The 11084-nt window shown below is 71.6% G+C and carries 9 protein-coding genes; 4 read left to right on the forward strand and 5 right to left on the reverse strand.

All coding sequences use genetic code 11. The annotated features are described in order from the left end of the window. Positions 1-5: 5 nt before the first annotated feature. Positions 6-449, reverse strand: a complete 444-nt coding sequence (locus BLW84_RS48130) for an acyl-CoA thioesterase (RefSeq protein WP_177227009.1) — start codon at positions 447-449, stop codon at positions 6-8. A 137-nt stretch (positions 450-586) separates the two neighbouring features. Then, positions 587-1288 (reverse strand): TetR/AcrR family transcriptional regulator, encoded by a 702-nt coding sequence (locus BLW84_RS42800; protein WP_093278001.1) that lies wholly within the window; start codon positions 1286-1288, stop codon positions 587-589. Positions 1289-1455: 167 nt separating this feature from the next. Between BLW84_RS42800 and BLW84_RS42805 the strand changes: the two genes are divergently transcribed. The 3 genes from BLW84_RS42805 (at position 1456) to BLW84_RS42815 (ending at position 4254) form a co-directional block, all read left to right on the forward strand. Next, the gene (locus tag BLW84_RS42805) at positions 1456-2874 is read left to right on the forward strand and encodes an amino acid permease (protein WP_093278003.1); all 1419 of its coding nucleotides are present in this window, start codon (positions 1456-1458) and stop codon (positions 2872-2874) included. Between the two features lie 81 nt (positions 2875-2955). Continuing rightward, positions 2956-3717: an alpha/beta fold hydrolase gene (locus tag BLW84_RS42810; protein ID WP_093278005.1), complete on the forward strand. Its 762-nt coding sequence runs from the start codon at positions 2956-2958 to the stop codon at positions 3715-3717. A gap of 72 nt (positions 3718-3789) precedes the next feature. Then, positions 3790-4254, forward strand: a complete 465-nt coding sequence (locus tag BLW84_RS42815; protein ID WP_093278007.1) for a DUF3574 domain-containing protein — start codon at positions 3790-3792, stop codon at positions 4252-4254. Positions 4255-4272: 18 nt separating this feature from the next. Here the strand turns inward: BLW84_RS42815 and BLW84_RS48755 are convergent, their stop codons facing one another. Genes BLW84_RS48755 through BLW84_RS42825 form a run of 3 tightly spaced genes read right to left on the reverse strand, consistent with a single transcriptional unit; the run spans position 4273 to position 9893 of the window. Further along, positions 4273-4680, reverse strand: coding sequence for an aminoglycoside adenylyltransferase domain-containing protein (locus tag BLW84_RS48755; RefSeq protein ID WP_218157712.1), 408 nt, complete (start codon positions 4678-4680; stop codon positions 4273-4275). Beyond that, positions 4602-5102 carry a nucleotidyltransferase domain-containing protein gene (locus tag BLW84_RS48760; protein ID WP_218157713.1) on the reverse strand — a complete coding sequence of 167 codons (501 nt, stop codon included), beginning with the start codon at positions 5100-5102 and terminating at the stop codon, positions 4602-4604. Before BLW84_RS48760 ends, BLW84_RS48755 begins: the two co-directional genes overlap by 79 nt. A 42-nt stretch (positions 5103-5144) precedes the next feature. After that, on the reverse strand, positions 5145-9893 hold the full coding sequence (locus tag BLW84_RS42825; RefSeq protein ID WP_093278009.1) for a CHAT domain-containing protein: 4749 nt from the start codon (positions 9891-9893) through the stop codon (positions 5145-5147). Positions 9894-10003: 110 nt separating this feature from the next. On the opposite strand from BLW84_RS42825, the gene BLW84_RS42830 reads away from it, so the two are divergent. Beyond that, positions 10004-10804: an APH(3'') family aminoglycoside O-phosphotransferase gene (locus BLW84_RS42830; RefSeq protein WP_093278011.1), complete on the forward strand. Its 801-nt coding sequence runs from the start codon at positions 10004-10006 to the stop codon at positions 10802-10804. Positions 10805-11084: the final 280 nt, after the last annotated feature.

Here is an 11084-nt window from a genome sequence, read left to right on the forward strand (position 1 = left end):
CCTCCTCAACTCTCGGGTGAACGCGGGCCGTGCAGCAGGGTCGCGTGCCAGTCGCGCAGCCGCTGCGACCACGGCTGCGGCCGTCCGTCGGCGCTCACCTTCACGATGGTCCGGGTGCCGGTGGCGTTCGGTTCCCGTCCGCAGTGGAAGGTCCAGGTCGCGCTGGTCCGGCCCAGCTCGGCGAGGTGCAGCCGGACGGTCAGGTCGCCCGCGCCGGTCACCGGCGCGTGGAACTCGATCTGGAAGGCGCGGACCACGTAGTGCAGGTCGGGGTGCCGACCGGCGATCGTCTCGGTGTCGTAGCCCGCGGCCGCGAACGCCGCCGTGGTGGCCCGCTCGACGTGCAGCGCGAACCGGGTGTTGTGCAGGTGCCCGTTGGGATCCAGCTCGTCGAAGTGCACCCGCGAGCGGTAGCGGATCGCCGGTGGGGTCCAGGTGCTGCCTGCCACGCCGCCTCCTCGCGCTCTGTCGATCGATCGATCGGTCGACAGCGTAGGATCGTCGCGGCGAGACCGCAAGGCCGCCCGGAACTGGCGTGGCCCGGGTGGCGATGCCGCCACCCGGGCCACGCGTGGTGCCGCTCCGGTCAGTCGCGGGGCGTGCGGGCTCGCATCGACGGCAGGCGGATCTGCCAGATCTCCTCGATGAGGCCGTGGATCTCGGTGGCATCCGGCAGTGGTGTCGAGGCGGCGCGCTTCGCCGAGACGCCCAGCAGTTGCAGGGCCAGCCGCGCGTGCGCCGCGCCGATCGAGTCCAGGTCCATCTCGCCGGACGGTGAGTACCACTTCGCGACGCCGGAGCACATCTCCAGCACCGCCATCCGCGCGAACCGCTCGTCGGGGACCGAGAAGACGCCGCGCCGGCAGCCGTCGGCGATCGCGTCGCGCCAGAAGTCCTCGTAGCGGTCGCGGATCTGCACCATGGTGTCGCGTCGCTCGGGGCCGAGGACGCCGATCTCGTTGTCCACCACGGTGGTCTCGTCGCGGTGCAGCGCGTGCGTGAGCACGTGGACGTGCACGAGCCGGGCGATGACCGCCTGTGGTTGCGTGGCTTTTGCCGATACCCGCTCGGCCGCGGTGATCAGCCGGTCCAGGGACGCCTTCATGATCGAGAAGAGCAGGTCTTCCTTGGTGCCCATGTAGTGGTAGAGGGTCGCCGAGGACAGCCTGGCGGCCTCGGCGAGCTCGCGGATGCCGGTGCCGTGGAAGCCCTGCGCGGCGAACAGCCGGACGGCGGCCTCCCAAACCTGGCGCTGGGTGTCGTCGCCCGCGCGGACCTGTGCGCTCATCTCGTCGTGCTCCGGATTCCTCGGTCGATTGATCGATCAGCCCGACCTGCACGGTACCGCCGCCGGGGCGGTGCGCCCGCGTCGCGCTCCTCTTGACCCCGCATCGGGCGAGAACTACGGTGCGACGCACCTCTCGATCGATCGATCGAACGAGCTTTGGAGGCGGGATGACCGATGAAGCGACTTCCCTCCGGCGGGCCCGGCCGCTAGCCGACAGGGATCCCGGATCCTCGCCGGGCCTGCGGGCCGCTCTCGGCGACCGGCAGATGAGCATGATCGCGATCGGCGGCGTGATCGGCGCCGGGCTGTTCGTCGGCACCGGCAGCGTCGTCAACAAGGCCGGGCCCGCCTCGCTGGTGGCCTACGTGGTCTCGGGCCTGCTGGTCATCCTGGTCATGCGGATGCTCGCCGAACTGTCCGTGGCGGCACCGCGAACCGGCTCGTTCGCCAGCTACGCCACGCGCGAGCTCGGCAGCTGGAGCGGCCTGGCCATCGGCTGGCTCTACGCGTACGCGTGGTGCGTCACCGTCGGCGTCGAAGCCGTGATCGGCGGCGGGCTGCTCCACGGCCTCGTGCCCGCGATCCCGGCCTGGGTCGCGGCCGTGGCGTTCATGGTCGTGCTGACCGCCTCGAACCTGGTCGCGGTGCGCGCCTACGGCGAGGTCGAGTTCTGGTTCGCCCTGGTCAAGGTCATCGCGATCGTCGGATTCCTGGTGCTCGGCGTGCTGGCGATCGCCGGACTGCTGCCCGGCGTCGAGCCGCCCGGCGGCCAGAACCTGTTCGAGCGAGGCGGATTCGCGCCGAACGGCTGGTACGCGGTGCTGCCCGCGCTGCTCGTGGTGACCTTCGCGTTCAACGGTGCCGAGGTCGTCACGATCGCCGCCGGCGAGGCGAAGCGCCCGGCGGAGGCCGTGCGCAAGGCCATCCGCTCCACGGTGGTCCGCATCCTCGTCTTCTACATCGGCTCGGTCGCCGTGATCGTCACCCTGCTGCCGCACGCCGAAGCCGGCATCACCGACAGCCCGTACTCCGCGGTCCTCGACCGGCTGGGCATCCCGCACGCCGGGCTGATCATGGACATCGTCGTGCTCGTGGCGGTGCTGTCCTGCCTGAACTCCGGGATCTACACGGCATCGCGCATGATGTTCGCGCTCGCCGGCAACGGCGACGCACCGCGCCTGCTCGCGCGCTCGACCTCCGCGGGCGTGCCGGTGCCGGCCGTGCTGCTGGTGGCGCTGGCCGGGCTGATCACCGCCGGGGCGAACTACTTCGTCAGCACCGGGGCGGTTTTCGACTTCCTGGTGGACTCCAGCGGCTCGGTGATCATCCTGCTCTACCTGTGCATCGCGGCGACGCAGCTGCGCAGCCGTGCCAGGGCGGCGCGCGAGGGCCGCAGCCTGCCGGTGCGCATGTGGGGCTACCCGTACCTGTCCTGGGGCGTGATCGCGGCCCTGGTGGCGCTGTTCGCCCTGCTGGCCTTCGATCCCTCGACCCGGCGATCGCTGCTGCTCACCATGGCGGTGGCGGCCGTCGCGGTGACCGCCGGAGTGCTGCGGCAACGCCGGAAATCCGACCCCGCCAGCTGAATCCGCCGGCGGCGCGCCGGGCCACCCGAGGTTGACCGGTGCGCCATGCTGGTGGCCGGAACTTCTCCGTTGGAGGTGGGAATGCCTGCTGGGCGTGAGGAAGTCGGCGTCGGGGAGCACCCGGTCATCGCGCTGCACGGTTGGTTCGGTTCGGGCCGTGCCTGGCGGCCGTTGCAGCCGCACCTGGACGGAACCCGTTTCCGGTACGTCTTCCCGGACTACCGGGGGTATGGCGCCCGGGTCGGCGAACCCGGTGCGCACACGCTCGAAGAGGCCGCCGGGGACGTGCTCGCGCTCGCCGACGAGCTCGGCTTCGACCGGTTCTCGCTGATCGGCCACTCGATGGGCGGCGCCGTCATGCAGCGCGTCCTGGCGGACGCACCCGATCGGGTGCGCGCCATGGTGGGCATTTCGCCGGTGCCCGCCGGCGGCGTGCCGTTCGACGAACAGGGCTGGGCGCTGTTCTCGGGCGCCGCCGACGACGCCGGGAACCGGCGGGCCATCATCGACTTCACCACCGGCAACCGGCTGACCGGGGTGTGGCTGGACGCGATGGTGCGCCACTCGCTGGAATCCTCCGATCCGCGGGCCTTCGGCGACTACCTGTCGGCGTGGGCCAAGGCCGACTTCCAGGCCGAGATCGACGGCCGCGAACTGCCGGTCAAGGTCATCGTCGGCGAGCACGACCCGGCGCTCGGCGAGTCGACGATGCGCGCGACGTTCCAGCGGTCGTACCCCGGCTGCGAGCTGGAGGTCCTGCGCAACGCCGGCCACTACGCGATCGACGAGACCCCGGTCGCCCTCGCCACCGGCATCGAGACCTTCCTGGCGAAGGCCGGATAGCCGCGGTGCGCCCGCGCATCCGGGCCGATATCCTCCAGCGGACCGTTTATCCACTGTGGATGGAGAGCCCGGATGATCAAGTCGCCTGTTCGCCTGACCGCCGCGGTGCTGACCGCCGGGCTCATCGGAGTGGGTGGCCCGGTGGCCTACGGCGCCCTCGGAAACGAGGCGCCGTCCGAGCGGGCCGGCGCGGCGTACCTGGAGACCAGCCTGTTCTTCGGCACCGCCATGCCCGGCGGCGGTGAACCGGTGTCGGACGAGCAGTTCCACGCGTTCGTCGACGAGGTCGTCACGCCGCAGTTCCCGGCGGGGCTGACAGTGCAGGACGGGTACGGGCAGTACCGCGACGGGCACGGCGTGATCGAGCGGGAGAAGTCGTTCGAGCTGGTCCTGCTCTACCCGGTCGCCGAGTACGACGCGAACGACCCGAAGATCGAGGGCATCCGCGAGGAGTACAAGAAGCGGTTCGCGCAGGAATCGGTGGCGCGCGTCGACGACCGCACCGCCGTCGACTTCTGGCGGCCGTCGCTCGCTTGAGTCGGGTCGCGGACGCGGCTACGAGTGGTCCGCGTCCGCGATCAGCTCCAGGGTGAACTCGCCGGCCAGGCGCGGAAGTTCGCTTGGCTCCGGCGATCCGCCTGGCACGGGCTCGCCGGTGCGGTGAGCGAGGGCCGAGCGGATGAGGGGATGCCAGCGTGCTGCGAAGGTGTCCAGGGCGTATTCGGCGGCGCTCTCCTTCGTGATCACCCGGCCGGTGGCGATCGTGCAGTGCAGGCGTGGCGGGCCGAGGACGTGGGCCAGTGCGACGCGGTGGGCCGGGAGCAGTGGTTCGCGCGGCGGTTTGCGGGACAGGGACTTCTCCGCCCAGCTCCGCCAGTGGCCGTTCAGCTGGTCCAGGTTCCAGGTGCGCAGCCGGTCGGGTTCCGGGTCGAGCCCGAGCCGGCCCGGGGCCGGACCGCGCACGACGATCCGCTTTCCCGCAGCACCTTCCACATCACCGGGTTCACGTCGAAGCCGCGGCCGTGCTTGAAGGACCAGCCGCTGTGCGAGGCCAAGGGGCGGATCTGCGTCACCGGTTCGCTCAGGTCGGGCTTCAGCACGAAGGCGCCGTTCATCGTTCCGGGGATGGCCGGGTCTGCCCTCCGCAGGGCTCTTCCGGCGGCCGTGGCGTTGCCGGCCACGTGCAGGACTCGCAGTCGGCGCGCCTCCCGGTCGCCGATGTTCCCGTCCACGACGGCGATGAAGTCGACGTCGCTGCGCCCCGGCCGCCAGCCGCCCAGCGCCGCCGAGCCGACGACGTAGAAGCCGGTGATCATTCCCGGGAGCAGCCGGTCGGCGGTGGCCAGGTAGCGGGTGACGGCGGTTGCGAGGTCATGCTGGAGCACTCGTGCAGTCTGCCACGGCCGATTCTTGTCCATAGTGGACTTCTAGCGGCCGTGGTAGGTGAACGCCGCCCAGCGCATTGGTGCCGCCGGGTCGATTTCCGCGAAGTGCTCGGTGAGTTCCGCAGGTACACCCGGGATCTGTCGGCGATCGGGGTCGAGCATCCACAGCTGGGCCGCGCGCAGGGCCTCCGCCGGATCGGGGTGGTTCGCGTTCAGGTGGTGGTGGAACACGATCATGAACATCGCCGTGGCCAGGTCGTCGATCTCCCACTTGGTGCCGACCACGCCGCTGGCTCCCGCGGCGAGGAACGCCGTGGCCAGGGTCAGGACCTCGTCGTGCGCGCGGATGGTCAGGTCGCTGGCGCACGCCGCGAGCACGACCAGCGCCGCGTGCGGCCCGCTCTCGTGGTGCCGGCGCAAGATGTCGCGCACCGGCAGGGCACGACCGGCGCCGAGCCGCAGCGCGGATTCGACCGGGATCTCGGCCTGATCGGCGTGGCAGCTCAGGTGCAGCAGCGACGCTCCCGGCAGCGCGGCCAGGACGTCCTCCGGCGTCGGCACCGACCGGCGGCGCGGGCCGGGGCGGCCGAGATAGCTGCCGTCCGGGTAGTGGGCGTCGTGGATGTGCCCGAGCTCGTGGCGGGTCCAGTGCAGTTCGGGCGTGCGCACCAGTACCGGTTTGCGCGGCCAGGGCCGCGGGTGCCTGCGGGCCGCCTCCACGAACTGGCGTGCCGAGGCGGCGTAGGCGATGACGACGTCCTGGCTGGCGTAGCGGATGTCGCCGGCCGGTGCCTCGCGGCGGGCCGCGTGCCACGGTACGACGGTGAACTTCCCGGTCGGCACCAGGACGATCCGGGGCGTGCCGGGATCGTCGAGCCACTCCAGGACGGGCCCGAGCGCTGCGCCCCACGCCCAGTCGCACACCGCCTCCAGCGCCGCCTGCCACGGCTGCTGCGCCGCCGCGCCGACGCTGGCGAGTTCTTGCTGCAGCAGGTCGAAGTGGCGGGCCGCCTCGTGGTGTTCGGAAAGCTGCGGGCAGGGGAGCCGGTGGATGGCCCCGCGATCGGTGACCAGCACCGCCTCCCTTTCGATCAGGTACACCAACGCCCGGGTGCGCCGTGCCCGCAGCTCGGCGCCGATGTCGGCCACCGCCGTGGCCGACACCAGCTTGTCGTCCGCGTCGGTGCCTTCGAGCGCTCGTAGCACCTTGTGGCGCAGGTCGCTGGGCAGTGGGCTCGCGTTCGGATCCGTCCGCTCGGCATGGGTGTCCCACGGTTGCTGCTGGTCGACCTCGGCCTCCCAGCGATCCGCCAGCTCGGGACTCCCGTTGTCGCGCAACAACTCCGGCATGCTCGCCGAGGTGGTGGCGGCGTGCAGGACCATGCCGCGCCCCAGCTCCAGCGCCCGGATCGCGGACTCCGGTCGTCCCTCGTCGAGGCACCTGCGCGCGGTGCGCACGGCCCTGCCGGCCGCGTCCGCCGCTGCGTGCATCGCGCGGCGGGGGCTGGACTGCAGCAGGACGCCGCGGGCGCGCACCCGAAGCGCTTCTAGGCTCGTCTCGATCGACCGGTGCCGGTCGCCACGCTCCGGATCGTCGCGATGCCGGTAGTTCATCGCGAGCAGATCCAGGTCGCTGGCCAGGAAATCGCTGGATCCCGAGCGGAAATCGGCCACCAGCCGCTCCAGCCCCTCGATGGCGGGGCCGAGGGCGTCCGGTGACATGCCGCGCGCGAAGCGGGCCTGCCGCCCGAACGTCAGCAGCCGCATCGCCAGGTGCAGGTCGTGCGCCGGTCGCACCGGAGCCTCGACGACCTCCGCGAGCACCTCCAACCCGTAGTCCGCCAGCTCCAGATCTCCCGCGACCAGGCCGAAACTCATGCAGAGGCCGGCGGCGCCGATGTTCTCGGTGGCGTAATCGGCCCGGGTCCGCGGCAGCCGCCGGGCCGCGTCCAGCGCCTCGCGGGCGCCGTCGAGGTCGAGCTTCCCGGTGAAGCGACTGGCGGTTCGCTGCCTGAGCTTGCGGACGAGAGCGATGCCGTCGGCCACCCGCGACTGCTCCTCAGGTTCGAGTCCGGCCGTCGCCGCGTCGACGTTGCCGGCGAGGGCGTCCAGCTGCTCCACCGTCGGCAGGAGCTCGCTGTAGAGGGGAACCATGCCGAGCAGCCGGATCGAGGCGGTGATCCTGGCTATCCACCGGATGCGGTCCTCCGGGACGACCCCTTCCAGGGCCGGGCGCAGGTCGCGGAGCACGACGTCCGGTTCGCCGATGGAACTCTCCGCGACCCGGGCGGTCACGTCGTTGATCAGGTTCGCGAGCGGGTTGCCCTCCGGCGCGTAGTAGCCGGCGGCTTCGACGTCCTCGCGGTTGCCGGTCAGCGCGAAGCGCACCAGGAGCATGCCGCCCAGGGTGGGCCCGAAGTCCATCCGCATCTCGTGCTCGGCGGGCAGGAGTTCGCTGGCGCGCTGGAGGTGACCGAGCGTCTCCTCCACCGACTCCAGGTCCACGTCCGCCTTCTCGTCGAAGGCGAGCAGGGTGTGGCTGAACCCGGCGGCGATGTTGTCGGACGGGTACTCGCGCACCACCTCCTCCGCGATCGCCCTGATCCGGGCCGGCGCGTCGGCGGCAACCTCGCCGTCGCGCCGGGCCTGCGTCAGCAGCGCCCCGGCCAGCCCGGCGAGCGCCTCGGCGCGCTCCGGATCGTCGCCGGGCATCGCGTTGACCTGCTGCTCCTGCCAGTCGACCAGCTCCGCCATCTCCTCGGCGCTCAGCCCGGGCACTCCCTCGACGGACAGCCGCTGCATGGTGATCAGCAGGCGCACCGGAGATTCGAGCGGGAGGCCCGCCGTCGCGGCGCTGATCAACCGGCCGGCGTCGTCGCTCGTCAGCGCCGCCTTGACGGCGCGGATGGCTTCCAGTTCTGCCTCGGTCAGAGCGCTGTCCGCGGCGTCGCCGGAGACAGTGGCCAGGTCGTCGAGCGCGGCGGCGAGATCCTGCTCCTCGCCGCCGGTCTTCGCCCAGACGAGCAGGCGCAGCGCCGCCAGTTCGGGGCTCGACGCGTTCGCCGATACCGCGGCCAGGTGCCGCCGGGCCGCGGGGAGTTCGGCTTCGTCCAGGTAGTCGACGACCTCGTCGATCCGGTCCACGCCGAGCCGCTCCTGGCGGTCTCCGGCGGGCAGGTCCTTCATCAGCAAGAGGAACGCGATGCCGGTGTGGCAGGTGTCGCGCAGCCCGGTGCCGATATCGCTGCGCTGCAGCGTTTCCTGGAACGTCGCGATGGCGTTCTGGCGGTCGTCCTCGCTGCCGCCCAGCATGGTGAACCGGGCCAGCTGCATCATCGCGCGGGCGATCGCCGCGCGGCGGCGGAGTTCGCCTTCGGCGAGCCCGGGCAGCGCGGCGTCCAGGTCGGCGATCGCCTCGTCGACGTGGTCCAGCTCGTCCGAATCGGCCACCAGATTGGCGATGATCATGCCACTGCGCGCGAAGATCTCCGCGCTGCCCGGATCGCCGGCGGTCAGCAGCGGGCGCAGCTCGCGCAGGAGATCCACCGCTAGACGCAGTTCGCCGCGCATCGTGCGGGCCAGCGCGAGGTGGTAGAGCGGGAGGATCCGGGCGCCCGGCTGGTGTTCGTGGATCGCCGCCATGCTCGTGGCGATCTCGATCGTCTTCGTGGGATCGCCGCCGGTCAGGGCGGCGCGTTCCAGCAGCAGCGCGGAGATCGCGAGCAGGTCGCCGCCGACGGTTTCCGCGCCGATGTCCGAGATCACCTTCCGGCGCAGCGCGACGATGGATTCGTCGAGCTCGGCGAGCCCGGGGACCTGTGTGGCCGGTCGCGGGTCCGACGACAGCGCGGCCCGGAGCACGACCGACCGGTGCCTGTCGGAATTGCCGTCCGCAGAGCGCTCGATCAGCGTGCCCAGGTCCGCGGCCAGGGCATCCCAGTCGCGCGGTGTGGTGTCGGCTCCCTGCGCGAACACGACGCTGGCCCGCGCGGCGGCGATGTCCGGCATCGCGATCAGATCGGCGGAGAGCGCGTCGAGATGCCCCCGCACGGCGCGGAGTTCGGACTTCGGCACGTCGTTGACGAGCTGCCGGAGCTGTTCGTCGGTGAGCTCCGCGCGGCGCGAGTCGGCCGGCAGGTCCTTGAGCAGGATGAGCAGGGCGAGCTCGCGGTGGCAGACATCGCGGAGGTGGACCTCCGGCCACGCGAGGGATTCGGTGAACGCCGCGACCGCGCGCCGGTGATCGGCGTCGTCGCCGCCCAGCAAGCGGAACCTCGCCGCCCACAGCTGGGCGCGGGTCAGCACCGCGCCGCGCCGCAGGTCGCCGTCCGGGAGCTCGTCGACGGAGATGTCCAGATCCGCGATCGCCGCGGCGAAATCGGCCGGGTCCGCCAGCCGGACCACCGCATCGGCGATGATCAGCGCGCTGCGGGCGCAGATCTCGGCGCGCCCCGGGTGTTCCGCGGTGAGCAGCGGCCGCAGCTGCCGCCAATACCCCGTGGCGGCGCGCAGATCGTCCTCGCCGTGATGGGCCGCGCGCAGCACGTGCGCCAGGCAGAGGTCGTAGAGCGGCGGGATGCGGGCGGGGGCGTCCTCGGGGAACGCCCCGGCCAGCCAGTCGGCGATGGCGATCGCCTCGTCCGGCTCCGCACCCTCCAGTTCGTCGCGCTGCAGCAGCAGTTCCACCAGCTGGACGCTGGCGTAGTAGCGTTGCTCCTCGCTGAGGTCGCCCCGCAGTTCTTCGCGCAGCGCGGCAATCATGTCGGTGAGTTCCGCCGGAACCTCGGTCATCCTCGCTCCCCGTTGCAGCACCCCGGACCAAGCTAGCGCCTCCCGATCGCTCTCCAGCCCGGATTCGACCACGCGACACCGCATTTCCGGTTTCCGATAGGGTCGCGCATATGTCCGAATCGTTGCGCGCCTCGCTTCCCGCCGGCCACGAGTGGCAGCCCGTCCCGGGCGGGGAATCGGGTGCCGGCACCTTCCGCTCCGCAGACGGCTCGCGCTACGCCAAGTGCGTCGCGGCAGACCAGGCCGGAGAGCTCGAACAGGAACGGGACAAGGCCGAATGGCTTCGCGCCAACGGGATTCCCGGCCCCCGCGTCCTCGACTGGAGCGCCGACGACGCGGGCGCGTGCCTGGTGACGAGCGCGGTGGCGGGCGTGCCCGCGGATGCGGTGCCGGCGGAAACCCTCGCCCGCGCCTGGGAATCCATCTCCGACGTCGTGCGGCGCCTGCACGAACTGCCCGCCGACTCCTGCCCGTTCAGCCGCGACCTTTCGAAGATGTTCGCGATCGCGCAGGACGTCGTCGCCCGCGGCGCGGTCAACCCCGAGTTCCTGCCGGTGGAACAGCAGCTGGAGGAACCCGTCGCGCTGCTCGCGGACCTGGCCCCGCAGCTGCCGCAGCGGCTCGAGCAGGAAGCCGCGGAAACCGTGGTCTGCCACGGCGACCTGTGCCTGCCCAACATCATCCTCGACCCGGACGCGCTGGAGGTGGCGGGCTTCATCGACCTCGGCAGGCTCGGCACGGCCGACCGCTACGCCGACATCGCCCTGCTGCTGGCCAATTCCCGCGAAACGTGGCCCGACGAGAGCAGCGCGTCCGTCGCGGACGAGACCTTCGCCCGCCGGTACGGCATCGAGCTCGACACCGACCGGCAGCGGTTCTACCTGCACCTGGATCCGCTCACCTGGGGCTGAGCCTCAGAAGCTGTTTCCAGGCTCGTTCTGCGTGGCGGTGCGGGTAGCGGCCCCCTGCGGGAGTTGCAGGTGCCGCCTGGCTGTGGGATCCCCGATTTGAGTATGTCCAATACGCGGCATCAGGGCTGTCCTCGCCAGGCGACACCTGAGAACCCGCGGCGGTGCCGGTTGCGTAGCTGGGCTAAGCGCAATGCCGGTCGTTTAAGTGATCTTGGCTGGTCGAGGTCGGTGCCCGGTCTTGCTGGGTGCGGTGATGACGACCGCTGAGCGGGATGGCCTG

The sequence above is a fragment of the Saccharopolyspora shandongensis genome (assembly GCF_900106995.1).
GTDB lineage: Bacteria > Actinomycetota > Actinomycetes > Mycobacteriales > Pseudonocardiaceae > Saccharopolyspora > Saccharopolyspora shandongensis.

Excerpts from the sequence above, each read along its gene's own strand:
- BLW84_RS42800 (WP_093278001.1), bottom strand. The coding sequence starts at position 1,288 with ATGAGCGCACAGGTCCGCGCGGGCGACGACACCCAGCGCCAGGTTTGG.
- BLW84_RS42805 (WP_093278003.1), top strand. The coding sequence starts at position 1,456 with ATGACCGATGAAGCGACTTCCCTCCGGCGGGCCCGGCCGCTAGCCGAC.
- BLW84_RS42810 (WP_093278005.1), top strand. The coding sequence starts at position 2,956 with ATGCCTGCTGGGCGTGAGGAAGTCGGCGTCGGGGAGCACCCGGTCATC.
- BLW84_RS42815 (WP_093278007.1), top strand. The coding sequence starts at position 3,790 with ATGATCAAGTCGCCTGTTCGCCTGACCGCCGCGGTGCTGACCGCCGGG.
- BLW84_RS42825 (WP_093278009.1), bottom strand. The coding sequence starts at position 9,893 with ATGACCGAGGTTCCGGCGGAACTCACCGACATGATTGCCGCGCTGCGC.
- BLW84_RS42830 (WP_093278011.1), top strand. The coding sequence starts at position 10,004 with ATGTCCGAATCGTTGCGCGCCTCGCTTCCCGCCGGCCACGAGTGGCAG.